This is a genomic window from Streptomyces sp. NBC_00075 (assembly GCF_045041225.1).
Taxonomy (GTDB): Bacteria; Actinomycetota; Actinomycetes; order Streptomycetales; family Streptomycetaceae; genus Streptomyces; species Streptomyces adonidis.
Window position 1 is genome coordinate 731,220 of record NZ_CP108243.1, and the last position, 25,568, is coordinate 756,787.

At 70.8% G+C, this 25,568-nt stretch carries 23 protein-coding genes; 16 read left to right on the forward strand and 7 right to left on the reverse strand.

Annotation, left to right across the window (positions count from 1 at the left end; translation table 11 throughout):
- Window positions 1-2 precede the first annotated feature (2 nt).
- Complete coding sequence (locus OG787_RS03315; RefSeq protein WP_405534237.1) at window positions 3-848, reverse strand: (2Fe-2S)-binding protein; 846 nt, start codon at window positions 846-848, stop codon at window positions 3-5.
- Window positions 849-1,069: 221 nt separating this feature from the next.
- Between OG787_RS03315 and OG787_RS03320 the strand changes: the two genes are divergently transcribed.
- From OG787_RS03320 to OG787_RS03360, 9 genes are all read left to right on the forward strand, one after another.
- Entirely contained in the window at window positions 1,070-2,062 is a 993-nt protein-coding gene (locus OG787_RS03320) for a FecCD family ABC transporter permease (protein WP_405540397.1), read from the forward strand.
- Window positions 2,059-3,108, forward strand: coding sequence for a FecCD family ABC transporter permease (locus OG787_RS03325; RefSeq protein WP_405534238.1), 1,050 nt, complete (start codon window positions 2,059-2,061; stop codon window positions 3,106-3,108). The genes OG787_RS03320 and OG787_RS03325 overlap by 4 nt, the downstream gene beginning before the upstream one ends.
- Window positions 3,105-3,932: an ABC transporter ATP-binding protein gene (locus tag OG787_RS03330; RefSeq protein ID WP_405534239.1), complete on the forward strand. Its 828-nt coding sequence runs from the start codon at window positions 3,105-3,107 to the stop codon at window positions 3,930-3,932. The genes OG787_RS03325 and OG787_RS03330 overlap by 4 nt, the downstream gene beginning before the upstream one ends.
- Window positions 3,933-3,975: 43 nt before the next feature.
- Window positions 3,976-5,019, forward strand: a complete 1,044-nt coding sequence (locus OG787_RS03335; RefSeq protein ID WP_405534240.1) for an ABC transporter substrate-binding protein — start codon at window positions 3,976-3,978, stop codon at window positions 5,017-5,019.
- Window positions 5,020-5,139: 120 nt separating this feature from the next.
- Window positions 5,140-6,327: an acetyl-CoA carboxylase biotin carboxylase subunit family protein gene (locus tag OG787_RS03340; protein WP_369031053.1), complete on the forward strand. Its 1,188-nt coding sequence runs from the start codon at window positions 5,140-5,142 to the stop codon at window positions 6,325-6,327.
- A 14-nt stretch (window positions 6,328-6,341) separates the two neighbouring features.
- Window positions 6,342-8,057, forward strand: a complete 1,716-nt coding sequence (locus OG787_RS03345) for an IucA/IucC family protein (protein ID WP_405540398.1) — start codon at window positions 6,342-6,344, stop codon at window positions 8,055-8,057.
- The gene (locus tag OG787_RS03350; protein WP_405534241.1) at window positions 8,054-9,265 is read left to right on the forward strand and encodes an MFS transporter; all 1,212 of its coding nucleotides are present in this window, start codon (window positions 8,054-8,056) and stop codon (window positions 9,263-9,265) included. Before OG787_RS03345 ends, OG787_RS03350 begins: the two co-directional genes overlap by 4 nt.
- Complete coding sequence (locus OG787_RS03355) at window positions 9,265-11,034, forward strand: IucA/IucC family protein (RefSeq protein ID WP_405534242.1); 1,770 nt, start codon at window positions 9,265-9,267, stop codon at window positions 11,032-11,034. The genes OG787_RS03350 and OG787_RS03355 overlap by 1 nt, the downstream gene beginning before the upstream one ends.
- Window positions 11,031-12,242: a type III PLP-dependent enzyme gene (locus tag OG787_RS03360; RefSeq protein ID WP_405534243.1), complete on the forward strand. Its 1,212-nt coding sequence runs from the start codon at window positions 11,031-11,033 to the stop codon at window positions 12,240-12,242. The genes OG787_RS03355 and OG787_RS03360 overlap by 4 nt, the downstream gene beginning before the upstream one ends.
- A gap of 76 nt (window positions 12,243-12,318) precedes the next feature.
- On the opposite strand, the gene OG787_RS03365 is transcribed toward OG787_RS03360, so the two are convergent.
- Window positions 12,319-12,615 (reverse strand): hypothetical protein, encoded by a 297-nt coding sequence (locus OG787_RS03365; protein ID WP_369031049.1) that lies wholly within the window; start codon window positions 12,613-12,615, stop codon window positions 12,319-12,321.
- A 173-nt stretch (window positions 12,616-12,788) separates the two neighbouring features.
- Between OG787_RS03365 and OG787_RS03370 the strand changes: the two genes are divergently transcribed.
- Entirely contained in the window at window positions 12,789-13,163 is a 375-nt protein-coding gene (locus OG787_RS03370) for a nuclear transport factor 2 family protein (RefSeq protein WP_405534244.1), read from the forward strand.
- On the opposite strand, the gene OG787_RS03375 is transcribed toward OG787_RS03370, so the two are convergent.
- Window positions 13,164-14,138 carry a CU044_5270 family protein gene (locus tag OG787_RS03375; protein WP_405534245.1) on the reverse strand — a complete coding sequence of 325 codons (975 nt, stop codon included), beginning with the start codon at window positions 14,136-14,138 and terminating at the stop codon, window positions 13,164-13,166.
- Complete coding sequence (locus tag OG787_RS03380; RefSeq protein WP_369031046.1) at window positions 14,131-14,679, reverse strand: RNA polymerase sigma factor; 549 nt, start codon at window positions 14,677-14,679, stop codon at window positions 14,131-14,133. The genes OG787_RS03375 and OG787_RS03380 overlap by 8 nt, the downstream gene beginning before the upstream one ends.
- 105 nt (window positions 14,680-14,784) lie before the next feature.
- Between OG787_RS03380 and ctaD the strand changes: the two genes are divergently transcribed.
- Both ctaD and OG787_RS03390 read left to right on the forward strand, forming a co-directional pair.
- Window positions 14,785-16,422, forward strand: coding sequence for a cytochrome c oxidase subunit I (gene ctaD, locus OG787_RS03385; protein ID WP_405534246.1), 1,638 nt, complete (start codon window positions 14,785-14,787; stop codon window positions 16,420-16,422).
- Window positions 16,419-16,775 carry a hypothetical protein gene (locus OG787_RS03390; RefSeq protein ID WP_369036941.1) on the forward strand — a complete coding sequence of 119 codons (357 nt, stop codon included), beginning with the start codon at window positions 16,419-16,421 and terminating at the stop codon, window positions 16,773-16,775. Before ctaD ends, OG787_RS03390 begins: the two co-directional genes overlap by 4 nt.
- Before the next feature lie 124 nt (window positions 16,776-16,899).
- Here OG787_RS03390 and OG787_RS03395 read toward each other — a convergent pair whose 3' ends face one another.
- The gene (locus tag OG787_RS03395; protein ID WP_405540399.1) at window positions 16,900-17,613 is read right to left on the reverse strand and encodes a TetR/AcrR family transcriptional regulator; all 714 of its coding nucleotides are present in this window, start codon (window positions 17,611-17,613) and stop codon (window positions 16,900-16,902) included.
- Window positions 17,614-17,792: 179 nt separating this feature from the next.
- On the opposite strand from OG787_RS03395, the gene OG787_RS03400 reads away from it, so the two are divergent.
- The gene (locus tag OG787_RS03400; protein WP_369036939.1) at window positions 17,793-19,061 is read left to right on the forward strand and encodes a YncE family protein; all 1,269 of its coding nucleotides are present in this window, start codon (window positions 17,793-17,795) and stop codon (window positions 19,059-19,061) included.
- A 129-nt stretch (window positions 19,062-19,190) separates the two neighbouring features.
- Here OG787_RS03400 and OG787_RS03405 read toward each other — a convergent pair whose 3' ends face one another.
- Window positions 19,191-21,053 (reverse strand): endoglycosylceramidase, encoded by a 1,863-nt coding sequence (locus OG787_RS03405; RefSeq protein ID WP_369036938.1) that lies wholly within the window; start codon window positions 21,051-21,053, stop codon window positions 19,191-19,193.
- Window positions 21,054-21,166: 113 nt separating this feature from the next.
- On the opposite strand from OG787_RS03405, the gene OG787_RS03410 reads away from it, so the two are divergent.
- Window positions 21,167-22,273 carry an XdhC family protein gene (locus OG787_RS03410; protein ID WP_405534247.1) on the forward strand — a complete coding sequence of 369 codons (1,107 nt, stop codon included), beginning with the start codon at window positions 21,167-21,169 and terminating at the stop codon, window positions 22,271-22,273.
- Here OG787_RS03410 and OG787_RS03415 read toward each other — a convergent pair.
- Window positions 22,270-22,779, reverse strand: a complete 510-nt coding sequence (locus OG787_RS03415; protein WP_405534248.1) for a metallophosphoesterase family protein — start codon at window positions 22,777-22,779, stop codon at window positions 22,270-22,272. The two genes, OG787_RS03410 and OG787_RS03415, sit on opposite strands and share 4 nt — an antisense overlap.
- 210 nt (window positions 22,780-22,989) lie before the next feature.
- Here OG787_RS03415 and OG787_RS03420 point away from each other — a divergent pair, with 210 nt between their 5' ends.
- Together OG787_RS03420 and rfbC are read left to right on the forward strand one after the other, a co-directional pair.
- Window positions 22,990-24,948, forward strand: a complete 1,959-nt coding sequence (locus OG787_RS03420; RefSeq protein ID WP_405534249.1) for a glycosyltransferase family 2 protein — start codon at window positions 22,990-22,992, stop codon at window positions 24,946-24,948.
- A gap of 4 nt (window positions 24,949-24,952) precedes the next feature.
- A complete protein-coding gene (gene rfbC, locus OG787_RS03425) occupies window positions 24,953-25,552 on the forward strand; it encodes a dTDP-4-dehydrorhamnose 3,5-epimerase (RefSeq protein WP_405534250.1) in 600 nt (199 codons plus the stop codon).
- Window positions 25,553-25,568: the final 16 nt, after the last annotated feature.

Genomic DNA, 25,568 nt, shown 5'->3' on the forward strand with positions numbered 1-25,568 from the left:
TCTCAGCTCTCCAGCCTGCGCAGGCGTTCCGTGTCGCAGGTGCGAGGGCAGGTGGAGCAGGCCTCGTCGGGGCGGATCGTGTAGTAGAGGCAGCAGCCGGCGCGGGTGCGGGTCGGGTGGCGCTGCCCTGACGTGTCGGTTAGGTGGCGGAAGTCGGCGCCGCCGGGGTACGGGGAGACGGCGGAGGGCAGCAGTTCGGTGGCCGCGCGGATGGCGTCGCCCTCCCGGCCGAGGACGCGCCCGAGGTACCAGATCCCGGAGACGAGGTCGTCGGAGACCAGGCCCCACAGGGCACGTGATCGCCGACGGGCGACCGGCCCGAGCACGGTGAGCAGCGGGGTCATGTGGTCGGCGACGGCGGAGCGCAACTCGGTGCGCAGGGCCTCCTCGTGCGGGAGCGCGGTGACTCCGGGGAAGGTGGCAGCGGGGTCTCCAGGGAGGCAGGAGAAGGAAGACCCCGGTGTGATCTTGTACTCACCGGTGGCGAGGTCCAGCCGTACGTCCTCGGGCCGGACGCGTGGCACCCGGCGCTCCAGGTACCAGACCCCGCTCATCAGCAGGCCGACCGACCAGGCGTAGTCGTGCAGGGCGCGGGACGCGGCGACATGCGGGCGGGCGGTGTGCCCGTGACGCTCCTGGATCCGCGCCCTCTCGGCCTCGACGAAGGCGTCGAGAGCTTCGTGACTGTCCGTCAACTCAGCACCGGTGAAACCCGCTTGAGAGCCCGTCACACCCGGCCGCGCGACCTGCACGCTGAGCACTTCGCAGATGTCCGTGAGGCGTTGATAGGCGCCGCCGAGCACGCGCGCGGCGGCGGTGGCCGGCGGGGTCTCAAGGGCGACGCTCATCGGTACTCCTGCGCAGAGAGGTGCGGGTGGGGTTAGATAGGCAAGGCTTACCTTACTGGCAAGATCGCAAGGCGGTTACCGGGGTGCCCTTATGCCGATGATCAAGGACCATGCACGTCACAGCGCTTCCACAGCTGGTTGAAAAGTAAAGCATGCCTAACCTAAGCTCCCGGCTCGTGACTGCGACCCTCCGGGGCGCACCGACCGGCGTGACCACCGGTGTGCCCCTTCGTGCCCTGAGGCACCTCCCGATCCTTCTCACCGGACTCGGGGCCCTGGCCCTGATCTCCGCGCTGAGCCTCGCCCTCGGCGCGCGCTCGGTGCCCCTGTCGACGGTGGCCGACGCCCTGTTCGGCGACGCCCAGGGGAGAGACACACTCGTGGTGACCGGGCTGCGGCTGCCACGTACGGTGATCGGGCTCGCGGTCGGTGCGGCGCTCGGGGTCGCCGGGGCGGTCGCCCAGGGCATCACCCGCAATCCGCTCGCTTCACCGACCACCCTCGGGATCAACGCGGGTGCCGGTTTCGCGGTGGTGGTCGCGGTCTTCGCGCTCAAGCTCAACGACCCTGTCGAGTATGTGTGGTTCGCCTTCGCGGGGGCTGCGGGCGCCGCCCTGCTCGCCCAAGCGCTGGCCCGCCGGTCGGGCGACATCGACCCGGTACGGCTCGCGTTGGGCGGCACCGTCCTCCAACTGGTCCTGCTTTCCTGGACGTCGGCGGTGATGCTCCTCAACCAGCGCACCCTGGACGAGGCCCGCTTCTGGCTGGCGGGCTCCCTCTCCGGCCGCACCCTCGCCACCCTCTGGCCGGTACTGCCCTCGCTGCTGCTCGGCCTGTTGGTCGCCCTCTCGGTCTCCCCCGCCCTCAACGCCCTTGCCCTGGGCGACGATTCGGCCCAGGCGTTGGGCGTCCCGGTGGCCCGGATCCGCCTCGCGGGCGGTGTCGCGGTCGTCCTGCTGGCCGGTTCGGCTGTCGCGGTGGCGGGCCCGATCGCGTTCATCGGCCTGGCGGCGCCTCATCTCGTACGTCCGCTGCTGGGCGGGGACCACCGCCTCCTGGTCCCCGGCTGTCTGATCGCCGGTCCCCTGCTCCTGCTCTCGGCCGATGTCCTGGGCCGTCTGGTGATCCGCCCCTCGGAACTGGAGGTCGGCGTCGTGACCGCGTTCCTGGGCGCGCCTCTGCTGGCGCTGCTGGCACGGAAGGTGGCCTCATGACGAGCGCCGCCCTGTTCGCCCGTACGACGTCCAACTCCCGGCTTCTCCTGCGCCGCCTCGTCCTGCTCTACGCCGCCTGCGGTCTCGTCACCCTCTTCGCGCTGCTCACCGTCACCCTCACGACCGGCGAGATGGCGATACCTGCCGATACCGCGCTGCGGGCGCTGGTCGGGCTCGGGGACTCCGGGGACGTACTGGTCGTACAGCAGTTCCGGGCGCCGCGGGCCTTCGCTGCGATCGTCGCCGGGGCCGGGCTCGGCGTCGCCGGGTGTGTGCTCCAGCGGCTGTTCCGGAATCCGCTGGCCTCGCCCGACGTCATGGGCGTGACCGGTGGGGCGTCGCTCGGCGCTGTCTCGCTCCTCGCGGCCGGGGCCTCGCAGACGCTGATCCCCGTCGGCGCGCTGGCCGGAGGGCTGCTCTCGGCGCTGCTGCTCGGTGTGTTCGCCTGGCGTTCGGGGATCGCCGTGACCCGGCTGGTGCTGACCGGGCTCGCCGTGCAGGCGGGCCTCGCCGCCGCCGTGAACCTGCTGATCGTGCGCTTCCCGGCCGAGCTGGCCGGCTCCGCGCTCCAGTGGACCACCGGTTCGGTGTACGGGCGGACGTGGACGGAGGTGTGGGGAGCGGGCGGCGCCATGGTGGCCGCGCTCGCCGTCGCCCTCGTGCTGCACCGGCGGCTCGCCGTGCTGGGCCTCGGGGACGACTCGGCGGGCGCCCTCGGGCTCAGTACCTCCACCGCCCGGCTCCAACTCCTTTTCGTCGCCGTCGTGTTGGCGTCACTGGCCGCCGCGCTCGCCGGCCCGGTGACGTTCGTGGCGCTCGCCGTACCGCACATCGTCCGCTTCCTCACCGGCCCGCCGACCGCCGTCTCACTCGCGCTGGCCGGTCTCACCGGGGCCGTCCTGCTGCTCGCCTCCGACCTGGTCGTCCAGCATCTGCTGCCCGTCGAGGGGCTGCCGGTCGGGGCGGTCACCGCCACGCTCGGCGCGCCCTGGCTGCTGGTGCTGATGTTCCGTCAGAGCAAGCCCGTTCACAGGAGTCACGCATGACCGCCCGGCCGGACACCGTCAACCAGCTGCGCACCGCGGCTCTCGACCTGCGCTACGGCGACCGGCTCGTCGTCGGCGGGCTCGACCTCACGCTCCCCGGCGGCGCCGTGACCGCGATCGTCGGGCCCAACGCCTGTGGGAAATCAACCCTGTTGAGAGGGCTGAGCCGACTCCTCGCGCCCGCCGCCGGGGCCGTCACCCTGGACGGCTCCGACATCCACCGGATGTCCGCGAAGACGCTGGCCCTGCGGATGGGGCTGCTGCCGCAGCAGCCGGTCACTCCGGAGGCGATCACCGTCGAGGCACTCGTACGGCTCGGCCGGTATCCGCACCAGCGGCTGCTGGCCCCTTGGTCGACGGCCGACCAGCGGGCGGTCGACGAGGCCCTGGAGCGCACCGGCACGACCGCGCTGCGCGACCAGCCCGTCGACCGGCTCTCCGGCGGACAGCGCCAACGTGCCTGGATCGCCCTGGCGTTGGCGCAGGACACCGAGCTGCTCCTGCTCGACGAGCCGACCACCTTCCTCGATCTCCGGCACCAGCTCGACGTACTCGATCTGGTCGCCGCCCTGCACGCCGAGGCGGGCCGCACCGTGGTGATGGTGCTGCACGACCTCGGACAGGCCGCCCGCTACGCGGACCACATGGTGGTCCTCAAGGACGGCCGCCTCGCCGCCGCCGGCGCTCCCGCCGACGTGCTCGACGCGGAGCTGGTCAAGTCCGTGTTCGACGTGGACTGCCGGGTCATACCCGACCCGGAGACCGGCACCCCGCTGGTCATACCCAGAGGCAGCGCGGTGCGGCACTCCGCCGCGACCGCGTGACACACCCGCACCACCCGAATCGACAGAAAGACCAACCCCCCTCATGCGCACCACCCCTTCCCTGCCCGGGATCGGCCGGTTCAGCCGCCTCGGCAGGCTCATCGCCCTGCTCCTCACCGTCGTACTCGGCACCGCCGTGCTCGCCGCCTGCGGCAGCGGCGACTCCGACGGCAAGGGCACGGACACCACCGCGAAGGCCGCCGCCGACACCGCCGGCTTCCCGCGCACCCTCGACACCGTCATGGGCGAGGTGAAGATCCCCGCCAAGCCGGAGCGGGTCGTCGTGCTCGACACCGGCGAGCTGGACGACGTCACCCTCCTCGGCATCGATCCGGTCGGCGCGGTCGCCCCGCACTTCAAGTCCGAGGGCGGCTTCCCGACGTACCTGAAGGGCGAGTTGAGCGGCACGAAGGACGTCGGTCCGCTCCTGGAGCCGAACCTCGAACTGATCGCCTCGCTCAAGCCCGACCTGATCCTGTCCTCGAAGATCCGCCACGAGGCCGTCTACGGCAAGCTCAGCGCGATCGCGCCGACCGTCTTCACGGAGACCACCGGCGGTGTCTGGAAGCAGAACCTGAAGGTGCACGCCGAGGCCCTCGGCCTGGAGACAGAGGCCGCCGCCAAGGTCAAGGAGTACGAGACTCGGGCCAAGGTGCTCGGTGCGGCCATCAGGGCGAAGGACAAGGGCACCATGCCGACCGCGTCCGTGGTCCGCTTCATCGCCGGTCCGACCCGCCTCTACCAGTCCAACTCCTACAGCGGTGTCGTCCTGGGCGACATCGGCCTGCTCCGCCCCAAGTCTCAGGTGTCGACCGACCCCGAGGTCACGATGAAGGACGTCAGCCCGGAGCAGATCGACCAGGCCGACGCCGACCTGATCTTCGTCACCGCCGCCGACACCGAGGACAAGACCCAGAAGCAGCAGGTCGTCACCAACCCGGTCTGGAAGAGCCTGCCCGCCGTCAAGAACGGCAAGGTCTTCGAGGTCCCGGACGAGATCTGGATGTCCGGCATCGGCGTCCAGGCCGCCGAACAGATGCTCGCCGACGTGGCCGAGGCCACCGGTGTGCGGCTCCCCAAGGAGTAACTCCCGCTGCACGGGGGCGGGGCGCGCCCTTCTGTACGCGCCCCGCCCCCGGGCCCCCGGCCCGAACCCCCGACCTGGGCCCGAACCCCCCACCCGCTAGCGGAAGTTGTTACACACGTCATGCGTCTGTACCTGCTCGCCCTCAACCCCACCGACTCGGTCACCGAGGGCTTTCTGCCCGCCGCCACCCGACTCGGCCTGGACGTCACCGTGTTGACCGACCAGCCCGACGCCCATCGGGCCGTGTACCCGGACGTCGAGATCCTGGAGTGCGACGTCCGTGACTTCCGGGCCGTCGTCACCCGGATCTCCACGCATCACCGGCCCGACGCCGTCTTCAGCAACAGCGACCATCTCCAGACCCAGGCCGCCCTGGCCGCCGACTACTTCGGCCTGCCCGGCAAGGACTGGCGGGCCGCTCTGGCCTGCAAGGACAAGGCCGAGATGCGGCGCCGACTCGCCGCCGCGGGCGTGGACACCGTGTGGTCCGCCGAGCTGACGGAGACCGGTCCGATCGAGGCCGTCGCGTCGGCCGCGCCGTACCCGTGCGTCCTCAAGCCGCGTGAGGGTGTGGCCAGCGAGGACGTCGTACTCGTCGGCAGCGCCGAGGAGTTGGCGGCCCGCACCAAGGAGATCTTCGCGCGCCGGCCGGGTGCCGTGCTGGTCGTCGAGGAGTATCTGCCCGGCGAGCTGTACACCCTGGAGACGCTCGGCGACGGGCACGTCCGGCACGTCCTGGGCGGATTCCACACCGACGTGTCGCCGCCCCCGTACTTCATCGAGGAGCGACTCGTCTTCGTACCGGCCCACCCCGAGCCGGTCGTCGCGCAGATACTGGCCCAACTCGACGCGCTGGGCGTCGGGTTCGGCGCGTGCCACACCGAGTTCGTGGTGCACGCGGGGCGCGCCCGGATCATCGAGGTCAACTACCGTGCCATCGGCGACCAGGTCGACCTGCTGCTGGCCCGGCTCCTGGAGATCCCGCTCTTCGAGCACATCCTGCGCACCCACCTGGGCGAGCCGCTCCCGGCCGACCTCGGCGTCCGACGCGACGGCGCCGCCCGCCTGGAGTACCCGTGCGCCGACCGCGCGGGCACGCTGGTGTCCGCTCCCCCGGCCAGCGAACTCACCGTGGACGGCGTCCATCTCACGTACCGTCCGTTGCGCGCCATGGGTGAGCGGCACGAGCTGTACCGCACCAACCGCGACTATCTGGGCGTCCTGCGGGCCACCGGCACCGATCAGCCGACGGTCGACCGGGTGTCGGCGGAGTTCCTGGCGGCGCGGCACTGGGAGGTCCAGCCGTGACCGCCGCACCTCCCATGGCTGCCGGAGCCGAGCTGCTCACCCGTGTCCTCAGCGCCCTGCTCCGCGAGGACGTCGTCGGTCTGCGCACCCGGGGCACGCTCACCCACCGCCCGGACGGCATCTGGCTGCGTATGCCGACGGACACCGACGACGCCCTGCTGCTGCCGCTCACCGAGGACGGCTTCCAGTGCGTGTACGCCGCCCGGCTGCCGCTGCTCGTACGCGAGTCGGACGGCGCCGAGCTGACCTCGTACGACACCGTCCTCGCCGAACTGCGCGCTCTGGCCGACCCCGTGGACCGCGACGGCTTCGACGCCTTCGCAGAGGAGTGCCGGCAGACCCTGGCGACCCTGCGGCTGCACGACGCCACCCGGGACGAGATCACCCAGCGGCTGACGGAGCGTCATGGCACCGACCCCGCACGTTGGACGGGCCTGACGGCCTCCCTGGCGTACGACACCCTCGCGGCCCGGATCGACCATCCCGTGTACCCGACGGCACGCGGTCGGTCCGGGCTGGCGGAGGAGCAACTGCGGGCGTACGCACCGGAGTTCCACCCTCGTTTCGCGCTGCGCTGGCTCGGCGTGCCCCGGGAGGCGGTGACCCTCGCGGGAGCGTTGCCGGAAGGCTGGCCGACGCCCGCTGTGCTCGGTATGGAGGATCTGAGCGGCACTCACATCGCCCTGCCCGTGCACCCGTTGACCGTCGGTGCCCCGCTCGACGAGGCGCTGCGGGTCACCGGCTTCGCGGGACGCGCCCGGCTCGCCGACCACGGGTACCTCGAAGTGGTCCCGACGCTGTCGATGCGTACCGTCGCGGTAGCGGCCGATCCCACCCTGCATCTCAAACTCCCCCTGGCCACCGCCACGTTGGGGCTGCGCAACCGACGTTCCATCAAGCCGGGCACGCTCGTCGACGGCGCCGCCGGGCAGCGGCTGATCGAGCGGGTCGTCGAGCGCGAGCCCCGCTTCCGGGGCACCGTTCTGCACGCCGACGAGACCACGTACGCGCACGCCGGACACGAACTCCTGGCCGTCCTGTGCCGCCGCTACCCGGCCGGCCTCGACGACACGGCCGTCGTCCCGCTGGCCGCGCTGCTGGCCGAGGCACCCGGCGGACGGCTGGTCGTCGACCGGCTCGCCGACCGCTTCCACGGCGGGGACCCGCTCGCCCTGCTGGACGCCTGCCTCACCCTCCTCTTCGACTGGCAGACCACCCTCTTCGGCCTCGGCATCGCCCTGGAGTCGCATCAGCAGAACGTGTCGCTGGTCCTGGGGCCCGAACAGGGCCGGGTGCGGCTGCTGTTCAAGGACAACGACGGGCCGCGCATCAACACCGACCGGCTCGCCGCCGCTCTGCCGGGGCCGTGGGGCTTCGACGACGCACGGACCTACGGCACCGAGGACGGGCCGGTCGCCGACGTGTTCGCCACCATCACCGTCCATCTGTGCGCGGGCTCCTACGCGTTCGGGCTCGCCCGGCACGGCCACGCGCCGCTGCCCACACTGCTGGGACTGGTCCACGACCGGCTCTCCGAGGCCGTCGACCGGCTCGGCGGCACCCCGGCCGCCGTACTGCGCAGCCGGATCCTGGACACGCCGCACCTGCCCGTGAAGGCGATGGTCAGCGCCGGAACCCTGCTCAGCAAGGAGCGATCGGGCGCCGCCGACATCAACAAGCACTACACCACCGGCCCCAACTACCTGCTCCAGGGAGGGGATTCGGTATGAGTGCCGAGGCCGCCTGGCGGCTGCCGAGACGCTCCTCGTTCGGCCGGGGCCATGTGCACGCGGTGGCCGCCTGCTACTTCGTCGCGTCCTTCGCCGCCCTGGGTCTTCCCCCGTATCTCACCGAGATCCTCCCGGAGTTGGGCGACCGTTCCGCACGCTGGGCAGGGGTGCTGTACGTGGTCCCGACTGTGTTCGGCGCGCTCGGGGCTCCCCTCTGGGGCAGGCTCGCCGACCGCTACGGCCGCAAACGGCTGTTGCTGCGTGCCCAGTTGGGCCTCGCCGTCGCCTTTCTGCTCGCCGGCTGGGCGGACTCGCTGGCCACGTTCACGGTGGCGCTGATCCTCCAGGGCATCCTCGGCGGCACGTTCGCCGCGTCCAACGGCTACTTGGGGGCCGCGCTGGAGGGCCCTGCCCTGTCGAAGGCGCTCACCCTGATGCAGGGCAGCGCCCGGGCCGCCCTGGTCGTCGCGCCGATCGTCGTCGGCGCGCTGTCCGGCTGGCTGTCGCCGCACCGCCAGTACGCGCTGCTGGCCGTACTCCCGCTCACCGCCGCCCTGTTGCTCGCCGCGCTCCCCGAACCGAGCGAGGAGCAGGCGCCCGAGTCCATACCCGAGACCACCGCGCCCTCCGCCGCGCCGGTGGTCTCCCTGCGCACCCTGTACGCCCTGGAGTTCGCGTTCGTGTTCTCCACCGTCATCTCCTTCCCCTATCTGATCTTCCTGGTCGAGGACCGACTGCCGTGTACGTCGGCCACGTTGTCCGGCGTCCTCTTCGCCCTCCCCCACCTGGTCTACCTGGTGTCGGCGCTGGCGGTGCACTCCGCGGTCCGGGACCGGCCCCGGACCGGGATCGTCCTCGGCTTCGCCTTCATCGCGCTCGGCCTCGCCGGACACGGCGTCGCCGACTCGCTGACCGCGTTGATCGCCGTACGGCTGGTCCTCGGCGTGGGGCTCACGTTCGGCCTGGTGTCCCTGTCCGTGCTGGCCGCCGACTGCGCCAAGGGCCGTGCGCCCGGCGGGATGTTCGGCGCGCTGGAGTTCTTCTCCAAGGCCGGCGCGGTCGCCGCCGGACTCGCCGCGGCGGCGGGCAGCGCCCGTTTCGGCCCGGCCGCGCCGGTACTGACCGGCAGCGGCGCCGCCGCACTCACCGTCCTCGCCTCCCTCTTCCTCCCCAACCCCCGCTCGCACCGCGCCCGTTGGAGCCGCTGATGCCCTCACTGACCGACTCGCCCGCCGCCACAGCCGCCGAACCGCCCGCTGCCGAACCGCGTGTTGCCGAACTCCCCACCGCCGACGACGTGGTGACCCACACCCTCCTCAACTGCCTGCTGCGCGAGGTGTCGGGCCCGGAACGCCAGACCGTCGTCGACAACGGCCACCTCCTGCTCCGCCTCCCCCGCCGCGGAGTTCTCCTGCGGGTCAGCCTCCGCCGTACGTCCCTCCTGGGCGCCCACCGCTTCTCCGGCCCGGTGAGCGAGCAGGCCGGCGACGGCTGGGCGGTGGTCGACTGGCGGCGGCTGGCCGAGTACACCCGCGACGAGCTGTCCCTGCGCACCGGGGAACGCAACGACGAGTTCCTGGACCAGATCACCTCCAGCCACCAGGCCATCACGACCGCACTCGCCCACGAGCGCCCCGCCACCCGGCCGGCCGACCACCCCGCCTCCCACCTCGCCGCCTATCTCGCCTCCGAGCAGTCCCTGCTGTTCGGCCACCGCTTCCACCCCACGCCCAAGGCCCGCACCGGCGACCCGCGCGCCTGGGCGGCGTACGCGCCGGAGACCGGGGCCGTCTTCCCGCTGCGGCATCTCGCCGTACGCGCCCATCTGATCGCCGAGGAGACCGCCGCCCCCTGGGCCACCGCTGCCCTCGACGGTCAGCGCACGGACGTCCCCGACGGCTACCGGCTGCTGCCGACACACCCCTGGCAGTACGAGACCCTGCGCGAACACCCGCTGCTGCGGGCCGCGTTGGAGCGCGGTGATGTCCTGGACCTCGGCCCGGGCGGACGCCCCTTCGCCGCGACCGCGTCCGTGCGGACCCTGTACGACGGCGAGACGTTCCTCAAGTTCAGCCTGAACGTCCGGATCACCAACTGCCTGCGCAAGAACAGCAGTTACGAACTGTCCGGTGCCGTCGCCCTCACCCGCTCCCTCGCCCCGGCCCTCAGCGAGCTGGCCGAACGCTTCCCCGGCAGCGCGGTGCTCCGCGAGCCCGCCTACCGGACGCTGGCCCTGCCCGGCCCCGACGGCACCCCGGACCGCGACCTCTTCGAGGGCTTCGGCGTGATCGTCCGCGAGGGCCTCCCCCGACGCCTCGCACCCGGGGCAACTCCCCTGCTGGCGGCGGCGGTTGCCGACGAGTTCCCGTCGAGCGCCGCGCACGTCTCCCGGCTGCTCACCGACGCGGACCCGGACACGGCCCTCGACTGGTGGTCGACGTACCTCGAACTGCTCGTACCGCCCGTCCTTGCCGCCTACTTCGACCACGGCCTCGTCCTGGAACCGCATCTCCAGAACGTGCTGATCTGCGTGGGCGCCGACGGCCGCCCCGCCCAGGTCCTCTTCCGGGACCTGGAGGGCACCAAGCTGGTCCCCGAGCACCACACCGACACGCTGACCGCCGTACCGGCAGAGGTCGCGGGCCCGATGACGTACGACGCTGAGCGCGGCTGGGACCGGGTCGTCTACTGCCTGCTCGTCAACCACATCGCCGAACTCCTCGCCGCCCTGGCGGACTTGCACCCGGAGGCCGAGGCCGAGCTGTGGGCGCGGGTGCGTGACACGCTCCGGTCCTACGCCGACCGTTCGGGCTGCCCGCCCCGGCTCGCCGCACTGCTCGCCGGGGTGCCGTTGCCCGCGAAGGCAAACCTTCTCACCCGCTGGGAGCGCAAGGCGGACCGCGAGGCAGGATACGTACGGCTGCCGTCCCCGCTCGCCGAGGACATCCTGCGCGACACCACCCGGAGCACCCGATGACCCTCGCCGTGCGCGACCACGCACTGTCCCTGCCCGCCAACGAACTGCCCGCGTACGTCTACGACTTGACGGAGCTGTGCGGTCACGCGGCGATGGTCAGGGCGGCGCTGCCCGAGCGGGTCGAGCTGTACTACGCGGCCAAGGCCAACCCGGAGCCGGAGATCCTGGCCGCGCTCTCGCCGTACGTCGACGGCTACGAGGTCTCCTCGGGCGGCGAACTCGCCCATGTCGCCGACGCGGTGCCGGGCCGGCCGCTGGCGTTCGGCGGGCCGGGGAAGACGCCGGACGAGGTGCTGGCCGCGCTGAAGCAGGGCGTCGACCGGTTCCATGTCGAGAGCGAGCACGAGCTGCGCATGATCGCCGAGTTGACGCGTCACGCAGGACCCGAGCGGCGGGTGGCGGTGCTGGTCCGCGTCAACATCCCCGTGGCGGACGGCTCGTTGGCGGGCAGTTCGCTCACGATGGGCGGACGGCCGACCCCCTTCGGCCTGGACCCGGCCGGAGCCGCGCGGGCGTTCCGGGCACTCACGGACGGGACGTACCCCCAGCTCGAACTGCGCGGAATCCACGCCCACTTGGCGAGCGGACTCGACGCCCGGGAACAGCTGGCGGTGGCGGAGTCCGTGGTGACCTGGGCGGCGGGGCTCGGGGTGCGCATCAGCGAGGTGAACGTCGGCGGTGGGATGGCCGTCGACTACGCCGCCCCGAACCGCCGTTTCGACTGGGCGGCGTTCGGCAGGGGCCTGGCGTGGCTGACCGAGGCGTACCCGGAACTCACCCTGCGTATCGAGCCGGGCCGGGCGCTGACCGCGTACTGCGGCTGGTACGCCACCGAGGTGCTGGATGTGAAGCGGAGCCACGGCGAGGAGTTCGCGGTGGTCCGGGGCGGCACCCACCATCTGCGCACCCCGGCGACGAAGGGCCACGACCAGCCCTGCACGGTGCTGCCGGTGGAAACCTGGCCGCACCCGTGGCCCCGCCCGGCGGCCGAGGAGGCACGGGTCACGCTGGCGGGCCAGCTGTGCACACCGAAGGACGTACTGGCCCGCCGGGTCCCGGTGACGAGACTCCGGGCGGGCGACCGGGTGCTGTTCTCACTGGCGGGCGCCTACGCGTGGAACATCTCCCACCACGACTTCCTGATGCACCCGAGACCCGGTTTCCACTTCCTGGGCACGGAACCGACGACGACGATCAGGCAGAGGTAGCACACAGGAGCGAGGGCCGCCCGGTGCGGCCGGGGGCCCTCGCTTCCTGCTCGTAAGGCTGCGTCTGTTACGTCTGTCAGGCCTCGATGCCCGGCAGCAGCCCGGTAACAGGGGCGGCCATGTCGGTCACCTGGTGCAGCTGCTGGAGGTCGTTCAGCCGGTTGAGCGAGCTGAGCTGGGTGGAGACCCGGGGCAGGTCGTCGTGGTACTGGGCGGGAATCTCGCTCACGGCGAGCGAGTCGAGCTGGGCGATCGGGTTCAGCTTGCCCGCGTTCTGGTCGGCGGCGGGGGCCGCACCGGCCAGCGGGGCGGCGAGGCCGGTGACGCCGACGGCGAGACCAACGGCGGCGGCGATTCGTCGTGTTGAGATCATGCATTCAGCAACGGCCCGCGCCCCTCCCCGGACACGGCCACCCCGCTCTCCTCACTCGTCAGGCTCATCTTCTGCCTGCGCTTGCCGAGGTCACCGGGACGGAGGAGCCTCAGAAGGAGGGGCCCCTCGCGGCCCGCGCCCGACCGGGCCGCGCCCCCTCGGAGGAGGTCACCATGGGCACCGCGGCAAGCCACACCTTCGACACCGAAGCACTGCGCCGGGGCATCGAAGGACAGGACGCGACGGCCCTGCTGTCGCTCTACGCCGACGACGCAGAACTCCGCGTCGTCGACCACAACACCCAGCCCAGCCACCCGATGGTCATGCACGGACGCGACGAGATCAGCACCATGCTGAACGACGTCTACAGCAGGGACATGACCCACAAACTGGAACAGGTCGTCGTCCAGGGCGACCAGGTCGCCTACACCGAGTCCTGTCTGTACCCGGACGGCGTCCGAGTCCTGGCCGGCTCGATGCTGTCCCTCCGCGACGGCAAGATCGTCGACCAGACGGTGTTGCAGGCGTGGGACGAGGAGGGTTCCTGATCAGCGCATCCAGGCGCTGTAATCCATGACGTCGCCCTTCTTGAGGCCCCACTCGGGCTCCGCATAGGTCGCGGTGAGTTCCAGGCCGAGGACGGTGCCGGTGGTCGGGGCCAGGATCAGCATGCGGCGGGCACCGTGGCCGTCGTACACGTACGCCTGGCCGGGGCGGCCGAGCCGGTCCGTCACCCGGCCGACGGGGCGCAGGCCCTCCGCGTCCGCCAGCAGCGCGGCGAGTGCCGCGTTCTCGCGGGCGCCGAGGGTCCAGTGGTCGAGCAACACCCTTACCGCGTCCAGGAGTTCGGGTGTCGTGAGGGGTGTGGTCTGGTGCTGTGCCTCCTGGAGGTAGGCCTTCAGGCGCTCCGGGTCGTGCGGTGGCGGCGACTCGGGTGGGGCGTCGCTCCAGCTCGGACCGAACGTCTGTTCGCTGATGACATGCCCGTCCTCGACCAGGCCGGGTTCGCCGTCCCCCTCGGAGAGGACCGGACGGCCGGGATGCCGGGGATCCGTCGCCACCACCAGCTCCGTATGGCTCGCGTCGGCGTGCCAGCGCACGATGCGCTCGACGGGCAGCGTGATCGGCGGCTTGTCCTCCGACATGCCCATGCTCCACGTCTGTACGTGGGTGCCCCTCCGGAGTTCCGGTGAGCCGTCCGCGGCCGCCGCGTCGGCGATCGCGGCCATCCTGGCCAGGGGTACGGGGGTGGAGCCGGCCTGCACGAGCAGCGGGCGGGGTGCGGCCACAGCCGGGGCCGTGTTCGGGCCCGCGAGGAGGAGGGCCAGCGCGGTCACCGCGACGACGGCGACGGTCGCGAGGCTCCACGTCCAGCGGGTACGGCGACGGCCGAACCGGCCGCTGGTGTGGAGGAGTTGGTTCAGGCGGCGTTCCGCGTCGTGGTCCAGGGGGCCGTCGCCGAAGAGGGGGCCGCCCGCCGGTACCGGGTCGGCGGCGCGCAGCAGGTCGAGTTCGTCAGGCATGGCCGTGTTCCTTCGGGGAGTTCACGTCGGCGGCGAGCGCGGGGCGTATCCGGTCGATCTCGGTTCTCAGCCGGCGCCGGGCCCGGTGCAGCCGCATCGCCGCCGCGCGCGTACCGCACCCCAGGGCCACCGCGACCTCGTCGACGGCGAGTCCCTCCCAGGCCGTCAGGCGCAGTATCTCCTGGTCGGCCGGGGTGAGCCGGCCGAGCGCCTCGTGCACCCAGGCGCCCGGCGACTCGGCGTCGGGGCTCGCCACGACCTGTCTGCCGTGCGCCGTCTCGTCGTTGCCCACCCGGTCGACGAGCCGTCGGCGGCGGCCCTGGCCGCGTACCGCGTTGGCCAGGCAGTTGCGTGCCACGCCGTACAGCCAGGGCAGCGGGGACGCCGGCAGATCGGTACGGCGTCGCCAGGCGACGGTGAAGACGTCCGCCACCACTTCCTCCACCTCGCTCGTACGGCCGTCCAGTCGCCGAGCGACATAGCGGCTGACCGCCCAGTAGTGCTCGCGATAGGCAGCGGCGAAGGTCTCGTCGTTGCTCATGCTCCGTTGGTGTCCGGCAGTCCGCGGATCGTCACACCCGTCTCCGTGATTCTTGTCGCGTCGTCCGAGTGTGACGCCGGGACCGGGCGCGGACACAGGCGGGGCGTGAAGACCATCGAGCTCCCACCCCGCACCACCACCGGTCGCCGAGCCGTCAAGTGGCTCACCACGACGGACCACAAGACGATCGGCACGCTGTATCTGGTGACGTCGTTCGCGTTCTTCTGCATCGGTGGCGTGATGGCGCTGTTCATGCGCGCCGAGCTGGCCCGGCCGGGCCTTCAGATCATGTCGAACGAGCAGTTCAACCAGGCGTTCACGATGCACGGCACGATCATGCTGCTGATGTTCGCGACACCGCTGTTCGCCGGTTTCACCAACTGGATCATGCCGCTCCAGATCGGCGCCCCCGACGTCGCCTTCCCGCGGCTGAACATGTTCGCCTACTGGCTCTACCTGTTCGGCTCGCTCATCGCCGTCGGCGGCTTCCTCACCCCCTCCGGCGCGGCCGACTTCGGCTGGTTCGCCTACTCCCCGCTCTCCGACGCCGTCCGCTCCCCGGGCATCGGCGCCGACCTGTGGATCATGGGCCTGGCCTTCTCCGGCTTCGGCACCATCCTCGGCGCGGTCAACTTCATCACCACCATCATCTGCATGCGCGCCCCCGGCATGACCATGTTCCGCATGCCGATCTTCGTGTGGAACGTGCTGCTGACCGCGGTCCTGGTCCTGCTCGCCTTCCCCGTCCTCGCCGCCGCGCTCTTCGCGCTGGAGGCGGATCGGAAATTCGGGGCACATGTCTTCGACGCCGCGAACGGCGGGGCGTTGCTGTGGCAGCACCTGTTCTGGTTCTTCGGGCATCCAGAGGTGTACATCATCGCCCTGCCGTTCTTCGGCATCATCAGCGAGGTCATCCCGGTCTTCTCCCGCAAGCCGATGTTCGGCTACATGGGCCTGATCGGCGCCACCATCGCCATCGCGGGTCTGTCCGTGACCGTGTGGGCCCACCACATGTACGTCACCGGCGGCGTCCTCCTCCCGTTCTTCTCCTTCATGACGTTCCTCATCGCCGTACCGACCGGCGTGAAGTTCTTCAACTGGATCGGAACCATGTGGAAGGGCTCCCTGTCCTTCGAGACACCGATGCTCTGGGCCACCGGCTTCCTCATCACCTTCACCTTCGGCGGCCTGACCGGGGTGATGCTGGCCTCGCCCCCCATCGACTTCCACGTGTCCGACACGTATTTCGTCGTCGCCCACTTCCATTACGTCGTCTTCGGCACAGTCGTCTTCGCGATGTTCTCCGGCTTCCACTTCTGGTGGCCGAAGTTCACCGGCAAGATGCTCGACGAGCGCCTCGGCAAGATCACGTTCTGGACGCTCTTCATCGGCTTCCACGGCACCTTCCTCGTCCAGCACTGGCTCGGGCCGAACGGTATGGTCCGTCGCATCCCCGACTACCTCGCGGTCGAGGGCCTCACCGCCCTCAACACGATCTCGACGATCAGCTCGTTCCTGCTCGGCCTCTCGGTCCTCCCGTTCTTCTACAACGTCTGGAAGACCGCCAAGTACGGCAAGAAGGTCGAGGTCGACGACCCGTGGGGCTACGGCCGCTCCCTGGAGTGGGCCACGTCCTGCCCGCCCCCGCGCCACAACTTCGTCTCCCTCCCCCGTATCCGCAGCGAATCCCCGGCGTTCGACCTCCACCACGCCACCCCGCAGAGGGAGTTGACCCGACGGTGACCACGAGAGACGACGACCGTCGGACGGACGTGACGAGCCTCGTCAACGAGATCCAGGGGCATCTGCTCATCGCCGCCACGCGTCAGGAGGGACACGAGGCGGCGGCCCGCTTCTCGGCCCGGTTCGACTGGCTGACGAGCCATCAGCGGGCGGAGCTGGAGAGGCAGTTCGAGGCGGAGCAGCTCGCTCTTGCCCGTGCGTCCTGGCAGCGCACCGCTGTGCGCAGTGCGGAGTTGCGGGCCGAGTACGAGGCGAAGTACCTCCGGTTGAAAGGGCGGTTGACGGCCGCGTGTCTGACGCTCGCGGCGATGGCGGTGCCGCTCGGCCTGTTTCTGGCTGCGCTGCGGCGCTAGTCGCTCCGCGGCACGGGTAGTTGCTTGGCCGCGGGGCGGTGGGGGCTGGTCGCGCAGTTCCCCGCGCCCCTTTGGGGCGCGACACTCCCGCCCGCCGGACGGCGGACCCCCGCACGTGTAGCGATCATGACCGCAGGGGGCCGGGATCCGGCTCCGTCTCGGCGCGGGCGGCGCCCTCCCCGTCCACCGGCACCCACCCCGCCGGGCGCAGGATGCCCAGCAGCATCCGCACCAGCTCGTCCACCACCTCGTCCAGCGTGGCGTTCACCCAGCCGGCGCTCCAGTCGTGCAGCAGGCCGTTGACGCTGCCGATGAAGGCGGTCGCGGCGAGCTGGTAGTCGCGTGGCGCCGCCTCTCCCGCGGCGACGGCGGCCTCGGCCTCCGTGCAGATGAGCTTCACCCAGCGGGAGCGGCGGGCCAGCCGCTGTTCCTCCAGGCGGGCGCTGACACCGATGATCTCGACGAAGGTGATGCGGATGCGGCGCGGGTCGGCGGTGACGTTGGCGGCGTAGGCGCGGAAGATCGCGGCGGCGCGTTCGGCGAGGGGCAGGTCCTCGGCGGCGGCCAGCGCGGTGAGCGCCGCCTCCTCGGCCCAGTCGTTGACCAGGAGGTGCAGGGCGGCCAGCACGTCCTCCAGGGTGCGGAACTCCTCGTAGAACTGGCGGGTCGACAGGCCGGCCGCCTCGCTGAGCGCGGCGACGGTCGTCGAGCGGTAGCCCGGGGTGTCGCCGAACAGCTGGAGTGCGGCGTCCAGGAATCGCCCGCGCCGTGCGATCTGCCGTTCCTCGGCCGTCTTGCCCGCGTAACGACCGGTCGGCGCCTTGAGCCTGCCCGCCAATGAACCCTCCTCCGTCGGTCCGGTGGCCAAGTTTGTCGTGTACGCACTCTTGTGGAGAAGGGCACCCCCTCCTTACTTTCCAGTAAGTCCAATCTGAACGTGACCGTGTTCAGATTTTCTCTCACGCATGTCATGCACCCGCCACAGCCCATCGCCCACTCCCGGAGGGGAGAGCACGCATGTCCGCTTCCAGATCCAGGTACCTCTGTGCCATGGCCGCCGCCCTTGTCCTGACCGTCACCGCCCCCGCGAGCGCCGCCGTGGCCGCGACCGACGCCGAGGGCGCCACCGCGGCCGCGAGCCTGCGCGAGGTGATGTTCGTCGGCAACAACTGGGAAGGCACCGCGGACGTCATCAAGTCCACCGGCGACTTCGCCAAGATCGGCCGGATCAACGTCGTACCGGACAAGGAGGCACGGCTGGCCGCGATCAACGCGGACCCGATCAAGTGGATCTACTTCATGGCCATCCGCAACGGCGTGGGCGAGGGCCACGACCAGCTGGTCGACGACATGTACTCCACCCCGGACGGCAAGTCGATGGTGGTGTCCCGGCCGAGCTTCGCCGACGTCGTGTCGATCAACCTGGCCACCGGTGCGATCAACTGGCGCTTCCCCGTGTCGGGTTACCGCTCCGACCACATGGCGGTCTCCCCCGACGGAACACGGGTCGCGGTCTCGGCCTCGATCTCCAACACCGTGCATGTGCTCAACATCAACACCGGTGCGCAGATCGGTTCGTTCAAGACCGGCGACAAGCCGCACGAGAACATCTTCACCAAGGACGGCAAGTACATCTGGAACATGTCCATCGGGGACGTCAACACCTCGCAGGACGCCCCCTGGCAGGACTTCACGAAGGGCGACCGGAAGATCACGGTCGTCGACGCGGCCACCTTCCAGCAGGTGAGGGTGATCGACATGCGGGACCGGCTCGACGCGATCGGGCTCACGGACTACTCGGACGCGGTCCGTCCCGCCGCCTTCTCGCCCGACGAGACGAAGCTGTACTTCCAGGTCTCGTTCTTCAACGGCTTCTTCGAGTACGACATCGCCACCGACCGGATCACCCGGACGAAGACCCTGCCCAAGAACCCGGCGACCAGCGACGACCGCACCACGTTCGTCAACGACTCACGCCACCACGGCATCTCGATGAAGCCGGACGGCACGAAGCTGTGCGTCGCGGGCACGATGGACGACTACGCGACGGTCGTCGACCGTACGACCCTCCAGGAGGGCCCGCTCGTCACCGCCTCGAAGCCCTACTGGGCCACGGTGAGCGGTGACGGCAAGTCCTGCGTGATCTCCGAGAGCGGCGCCGACCAGATCACGGCCATCGACTTCACCACCGGCCAGAAGACGGTGTCGGTCCCGGTCGGCGACCACCCGCAGAGAGTCCGCCTCGCCCATGTCGAGGCGGACTGGACAAGCCCGACAACCAACTGAGGTACCTGTTCTGCTGAAGCCACGCGCGCACCCGCGCCCCTGATCTTTCAGGGGCGCGGGGCTGTGTCAATTTGCGGCTCCGCCGCGTGGGCGCGACAAGCCCCCACCGGCCGGCGGCCGAAGAACTACCTAACTGAACTCGGACGCGGCCCAAGAAGCCAGCTCAGCCCGCGCAGCACTCAGCAGGGTCGCCGAAGGAGCCGTCGCCCCATTCGTCACCAGCGCGTAGTGCAGAACCCCCGAGTCCGCCGCGGTGAGCAGCAACCGCCGACTCCCCGTGCCACCGGGCTCCGTCCCCGCCGCGACAGGCGTCGTCGACGAGTAGGCCGGCGGCCCGTACACCGTGCCGAGGTCGGAGACCACCGTCGTCGTCGCGGTCGGGAAGGACGCCGGCAGATGCAGCTCCGTCGGCGCCGAGATCCCCTTCGAGCGCCACACCAGCACGCTGTACTGCCCCGAGCCCACCAGCGTGGACACGTTCGGCAGCGAACTCGGCACCGGGTTCCAGGTGAGGGTCGTGGAGCCGTCCCGCGAGCGGTCCTCGTAGGTGAAGGCGAGCGTCGTCCCGGCCGTGGCGCCCGGATAGACGCGGTCCAGCATCCGGGCGTCCTGCCGCAGCACCGCCGTACCGGAGTCGTCGAGGCGTACGGCGGACAGGTCCTCGTCGTTCCAGGCGTCGCCGGTGGTGAGGACCTTGTCGGGGTTGTCGTTCATCAGCTCGTTGTGGCGGCCGTTGTAGATGTCCCACTGCCACTGGCTGCCGGAGAGCACCGGCCCCGATCCGCTCGCGCCGGACCACCAACTCGCGCCCTTCACCCGGGAGTCGAGGGCCTGGTACATCGCCTTGTAGACCGTGGGCGCCTTGCCGGAGACCGAGCCGGCCAGCGGGTGGCCGAACTCGCTGATGATCCCGGTCGTCCCGAGGGCGGCGGCCCGGTCGCGGACCGTGCCGAAGTCGGTGACGTACTGGCCGTCCTCGGCGTTGCCCCACATGAAGACGCCGGAGATCGCCTTCTGGTCGTAGAAGTGCGTGTTGAAGACGTAGCGCGTGCCGATGGCTCCCGCGTCGAGCAGTCCGCCCTCCTGCTTCTGGAAGTCGATGTTGGCGTTCCAGAAGAGGTTCGGCTCGACGAAGGCGGGCTTGTCCTGCCAGCCCGCCGCGTCCATCCGGGCGCGGAACTTGACGTAGAAGGGCCAGAGGACGTCCTTCTCCCAAGTCCGGCTGGTCTGACCGGAGTCGAGGGTCCCGAAGTGCGGCTCGTTGTACGGGTCGAAGCCGACGACACCCGTGAACTGGGCGCTGGTGAGGTTTGCCTTGAGGTACGCCATCGTCTTCTGTGCGGTGAGGAGGAACGAGTCCTGGACGCCGTTGGTGTTGTGCCAGAAGTCGTACGTCGCCTCCGTCACCGCCGCGTTGGAGGTGATGTTCTGTCCCCAGAAGGGGCAGATCCCGCAGTACTCGTCCGGGTAGTCACCCAGGTCGACGGCCCACTTGGGGGCGCCGTCGCCGGTGTACCAACTGTCGGAGTCGAAGAGCCAGCGGGAGTAGAGGTCCTGGTGGAAGTCGGGGTAGACGCGGATGCCCGCGTCCAGGAAGGCACCCATCTGAGCGGTGGCGGCGGCCAGATAGCTGCTGCTCACCGTGCCACGTACGGGCTCCGCGTACGCCCACGAGAGCAGGAAGCGGACGCTGTTGCCGCCACCGAGCGCTCGCAGCGCGGTCGCGGACTTCTTGGCGTCGGCGACCGAGGCGAAGGGGAGTCCGTTGTTCTCCTTGAGCTTCGTCTCACCGGAGACGTTGTAGCCGCGGAGCACGACCTCGCGGCCCAGAGCGTCGGTGAACCGACCGTTCTGGACGGTGAGGGTGGTAGAGGTAGGGGTGTCGAACCAGAGGGTGTCGGCCCGGGCGGGCTGGGAGCCGACGGTGGTCAGGAAACCCGTGACCAGGACCAGTACGCCGAGCAGATGCACGCGCAACTTCGACATGTCCATTACAGTCCCGCGCGCATCAGTGGTCGTCAATACCAAGTGACTGTTGAGTAATCTTCAGCTTTTGGCACTGATGGTCGATGATCGAGTCACATGGGCGACAAAAGGAGCGGATCGTGCGTGACATCCTCCCGGCGCTCGGGCGCTGGTACGCGGCGGGCGAACCGTTCGGCCTCGCCACCGTCGTCTCGGTCAGCCGCAGCACGCCCCGCGATCCCGGGGCCGCGATGGCGGTCGGACCCGGTGACGAGGTGGTGGGCAGTGTGTCCGGGGGGTGCGTGGAGGGCGAGGTGTTCGAGCTGGCCCAGGAGGTGGTGGCGGACGGCGAGGCGCGACTCGCGACCTTCGGCTACAGCGACGAGGACGCCTTCGCCGTGGGACTGACCTGCGGCGGCGAGATCACCGTGCTGGTGCGGCCCGTGACGCCCGCCCTCGATCCGTCCTTCGCGGCGGTCGCGAAGGCCGTGGCGGCGGGCCGGCCGGTGACCGTGGCCACCGTGACCGACGGTCCGGCGGCACGCGGCGCCACGCTCGCCGTGTGGCCCGACGAGGTGTCCGGCACGCTCGGCGCGACCGGCCTCGACGTGGCCGTCACCGCCGACGCACGCGGTGAACTCGCCCTCGGGGCAACGGGGTTGCGGCACTACGGGCCCAACGGGGAGCGGCGCGAGGACGCCGTCACCGTGTTCCTGCACTCCTTCGCGCCCCCGCCCCGCATGCTCGTCTTCGGCGCCATCGACTACGCCGCCGCCGTGGCCCGCATCGGCGCCTTCCTCGGCTACCGGGTCACCGTCTGCGACGCGCGCCCGGTCTTCGCCACCCCGAAGCGGTTCCCCGAGGGTGTCGAGGTGGTCGTCGACTGGCCGCACCGCTATCTGCGCGGCACGGACACCGACGAGCGCACGGTGGTGTGCGTCCTGACCCATGACCCGAAGTTCGACGTTCCGCTGCTGGAGGAGGCGCTGCGCCGCCCCGCCGCGTACATCGGGGCGATGGGCAGCCGCCGCACCCACGACGACCGCCGGACCCGGCTGACGGAGGCCGGCCTCACCGGGGCCGAGCTGTCCCGGCTGCGCTCCCCCATCGGGCTGGACCTCGGCGCGCGTACGCCCGAGGAGGTCGCGGTGTCCGTGGCCGCCGAGATCGTCGCGCTGCGGTGGGGCGGCAGCGGGGTCGCGCTGACGGCGACGGCCGGCGCGATCCATCCGCCGAAGGTGGGCTAGCTCCGGCGGGGCGGCAGTCGGTGCAGTTCCACGTCGGTGAGGCGGCCGTCGTGCGTCACCGTCGCCGTCATGTACGTGCAGTGCGGCTGACGGCGGCGGTCGGTCGGCGAGCCGGGGTTCAGCAGCCGGAGGCCGGTGTCCGTCGTGGTGTCCCACGGGATGTGGCTGTGGCCGAACACGAGGACGTCGAGGTCGGGGAAGCGGGTGGTGCAGCGGGCCTCTCGGCCCTGTGCGGGGCCGGTCTCGTGGACGACGCCGAGGCGGAGGCCGCCGAGGTCGGCGTAGGCCACCTCGGGGAGTCTTGCGCGTAGGTCGGGGCCGTCGTTGTTGCCGTATACGCCGATCAGGTGGCGTGAGCGGGCCTCCAGGAGATCGAGGGTGGGTGTGTCGACCCAGTCGCCGGCGTGGATCACTACGTCTGTGTGCGGGAGTTCGGTAAGAAGTTGCGTCGGTAGCTCGCGGGCGCGTTTGGGGAGGTGGGTGTCGGAAAGCAGCAGGAGGCGCACGTTGGTGAGCGTAGGGGGTGCGTAGGGGGTGCCGCGATTTGCCGTTTTGCGGCCGCGGCGCCGTCGTGGCTTGTCGCGCAGTTCCCCGCGCCCCTCAAGGGCGCTGACGCGCCCCTTCGGGCGCGAGGGTCGCGCCCGGTTAGTATCAGGCATCCCGGACCGTGCCGTTGCGGAAACGGGGAGTAAAGCCAAAAGGGGGCTTCCAGCCGCATGCCGGTCAAGGTCAGCGTCATCGTTCCGGTGTACAACCCGGGACCGTACATCGAGGACTGCGTCGCGTCGCTGCTGCGGCAGTCGCTGCCCGCCGACGAGTACGAAGTGATCTTCGTCGACGACGGTTCCACCGACGAGACCCCGGCCCGGCTGGACCAGCTCGCCGCGGAGGAACCGCGTATCCAGGTCATCCACCAGGAGAACTCGGGCTGGTCGGGCAAGCCGCGCAACGTCGGTATCGAGGCCTCGCAGGGCGAGTTCGTGATGTTCGTCGACAACGACGACTATCTCGGTGACGAGGCCCTTGAGCGGATGTACGACTACGGCGTGGCCAACGGTGCCGATGTGATCGTCGGAAAGATGGCCGGCAAGGGCCGCCCGGTGCCGGTGGAGTTGTTCCGGCACAACCACCCCAAGGCCAGTGTCGAGAACGCCCCGCTGATCGACAGTCTCACCCCGCACAAGATGGTCCGGCGGGCCTTTCTCGACCGTATCGGGCTGCGTTTCCCCGAGGGTCGGCGGCGGCTCGAAGACCATGTCTTCGTCACCGAGGCCTATCTGCGCGCGGACAACGTCTCCGTGCTCAGCGACTACGTCTGCTACTACCACGTCAAGCGCGACGACGCCTCGAACGCGGGATTCCAGCGCTTCGACCCCGTGGGGTATTTCCGGAATCTGCGCGAGGCCCTCGATGTCGTCGAGCGGTACACCGAGCCCGGTGCCGTGCGCGACCGGCTGTTCCGGCGCTGGCTGCGCAACGAGATGGTCGAGCGGATGCGCAGCAACCGTCTCCTCAAGCTGCCCGAGGACTACCGCAAGGAGATGTTCGACGAGATCCGCGGGGTCGTCGTCGAGCGCTTCGGGCCGGGTGTCGCCAACGGCATGCAGGAGGCGCAGCGGATCGTCGCGGCGCTGATCGCCGCCGACCGGCTGGACGACGTGATCGCCTTCGCCGAGTGGGAGGCGTCGCTCGCCCCCTCGGCCACTCCCCTGAGTGTCGAGTGGCAGGACGGGGTCCTCCACGTCGGCTTCAGCGCCGAGTTCACCTCCCACGGCAAGCCGATGACGTTCCCCGCCGAGGACGACAGCGACGGCGCCGACCTGGACGGCACGCCCACCGACGCCGACGACGCGATCGCCCGCGTGGCGGCCTCGACCGTCGCCCGGTTCGGGAGCGCGACGGCGGACTTCCTGGTGCGTGAGCGGTCCACGGCCGCCCAGTTCTTCCAGCCGGTGGAGTTGACCCGCGAGACCCTCCCGGCCGACGAGGACGATCAGGTGCGGCTGGTGCTGCGCGGTACGGCCACCGTCGACCCCGGTACGGCGGCGGGCGGTGTCGCCCTCGGCGGCGGTCTGTTCGACGTGTTCGTCCGGATCAAGCTGGGCGGCTGGACCCGTGAGTGCCGTCTCGGCCCGGTCAAACTGGACCCCCGTCCGGTGCCCCCGGCCGGTGTGGTCGCCGGTCGCGTGGTCCTGCCGTACTGGACCGCCAAGCAGGCCACCCTGTCGCTCGATGTCGATCGTGCGGTGAAGGGAGTGGGTCTCGGTCGCCTCAAGCCGGACGATGTCACCGTCACGGGTGACCGGCTGCGTGTCGCGTTGCCGCTGCACGTGCCCGGCGACACCAAGGCGCTGCTGCGCCTGACCTCGGCGACCGCCGCCGCGCCCGTGGACGTGGAGGGCACGCTGTCCGGTGCCTTCTTCGAGGCGACACTGCCCGGCAGCGCGCTGGCCGACGGGACCTGGAAGCCCGCCCTGTGCCTCGCACCCGAGGCCGACGAGCCGCGCTTCCTGGCGATGTCCGTCAGCCTCGCCGCCAAGGCCGGCCGCGTCCAGGTCGTACGGCCGGTCAAGCCGGCCGGGCCGAGCACCGGTCAGAAGGTGGTCCGCAAGGTGCGGCGCACCCTCGGGAAGATCGCCCGCAAGGCCGGGCTGCGACGCGGAAACGGAGCCTGAGACCATGCGCGCACTGGACATCGAAGGCGCCTGGGTACTGGAGCCGAAGATCTTCCCGGACGACCGGGGCAGCTTCCACGAGTGGTACCGCGGCGAGGAGTTCCGCGAGGCCACCGGCTACGACCTCTCCCTCGCCCAGGCCAACTGCTCGGTCTCGCGCCGGGGTGTCGTGCGCGGGGTGCACTTCTCGGACGTACCGCCGAGCCAGGCCAAGTACGTGACGTGCGTGCGCGGCGCGGTCCTGGACGTCGTGGTGGACATCCGGGTCGGCTCGCCCACCTACGGGCAGTGGGAGGCCGTACGCCTCGACGACGACACCCGGCACGCCGTGTTCCTCGCGGAAGGCCTCGGGCACGCCTTCATGGCGCTCACCGACGACGCCACCGTGGTCTACCTGTGCTCGACCGGGTACGCGCCGGGCCGTGAGCACGGCGTGCATCCGCTCGACCCGGCGCTGGGCATCGCCTGGCCCGAGGGCATCGAGCCGGTGCTGTCGGAGAAGGACGCCGAGGCGCCCACGCTGGCGGAGGCCGAGCGGGCCGGGCTGCTGCCGTCGTACGCGGACTGCGCGGCCTACTACGCGGGCCTGCGCGACAAGCAGTAACCGACCCATACGAAAT

Excerpts from the sequence above, each read along its gene's own strand:
- OG787_RS03360 (WP_405534243.1), top strand. The coding sequence starts at position 11,031 with ATGACCCTCGCCGTGCGCGACCACGCACTGTCCCTGCCCGCCAACGAA.
- OG787_RS03340 (WP_369031053.1), top strand. The coding sequence starts at position 5,140 with ATGCGTCTGTACCTGCTCGCCCTCAACCCCACCGACTCGGTCACCGAG.
- OG787_RS03400 (WP_369036939.1), top strand. The coding sequence starts at position 17,793 with ATGTCCGCTTCCAGATCCAGGTACCTCTGTGCCATGGCCGCCGCCCTT.
- rfbC (WP_405534250.1), top strand. The coding sequence starts at position 24,953 with ATGCGCGCACTGGACATCGAAGGCGCCTGGGTACTGGAGCCGAAGATC.
- OG787_RS03315 (WP_405534237.1), bottom strand. The coding sequence starts at position 848 with ATGAGCGTCGCCCTTGAGACCCCGCCGGCCACCGCCGCCGCGCGCGTG.
- OG787_RS03375 (WP_405534245.1), bottom strand. The coding sequence starts at position 14,138 with ATGCCTGACGAACTCGACCTGCTGCGCGCCGCCGACCCGGTACCGGCG.
- OG787_RS03325 (WP_405534238.1), top strand. The coding sequence starts at position 2,059 with ATGACGAGCGCCGCCCTGTTCGCCCGTACGACGTCCAACTCCCGGCTT.
- OG787_RS03350 (WP_405534241.1), top strand. The coding sequence starts at position 8,054 with ATGAGTGCCGAGGCCGCCTGGCGGCTGCCGAGACGCTCCTCGTTCGGC.
- OG787_RS03355 (WP_405534242.1), top strand. The coding sequence starts at position 9,265 with ATGCCCTCACTGACCGACTCGCCCGCCGCCACAGCCGCCGAACCGCCC.
- OG787_RS03365 (WP_369031049.1), bottom strand. The coding sequence starts at position 12,615 with ATGATCTCAACACGACGAATCGCCGCCGCCGTTGGTCTCGCCGTCGGC.
- OG787_RS03420 (WP_405534249.1), top strand. The coding sequence starts at position 22,990 with ATGCCGGTCAAGGTCAGCGTCATCGTTCCGGTGTACAACCCGGGACCG.
- OG787_RS03370 (WP_405534244.1), top strand. The coding sequence starts at position 12,789 with ATGGGCACCGCGGCAAGCCACACCTTCGACACCGAAGCACTGCGCCGG.
- OG787_RS03380 (WP_369031046.1), bottom strand. The coding sequence starts at position 14,679 with ATGAGCAACGACGAGACCTTCGCCGCTGCCTATCGCGAGCACTACTGG.
- OG787_RS03335 (WP_405534240.1), top strand. The coding sequence starts at position 3,976 with ATGCGCACCACCCCTTCCCTGCCCGGGATCGGCCGGTTCAGCCGCCTC.
- OG787_RS03345 (WP_405540398.1), top strand. The coding sequence starts at position 6,342 with ATGGCTGCCGGAGCCGAGCTGCTCACCCGTGTCCTCAGCGCCCTGCTC.
- OG787_RS03330 (WP_405534239.1), top strand. The coding sequence starts at position 3,105 with ATGACCGCCCGGCCGGACACCGTCAACCAGCTGCGCACCGCGGCTCTC.
- OG787_RS03405 (WP_369036938.1), bottom strand. The coding sequence starts at position 21,053 with ATGGACATGTCGAAGTTGCGCGTGCATCTGCTCGGCGTACTGGTCCTG.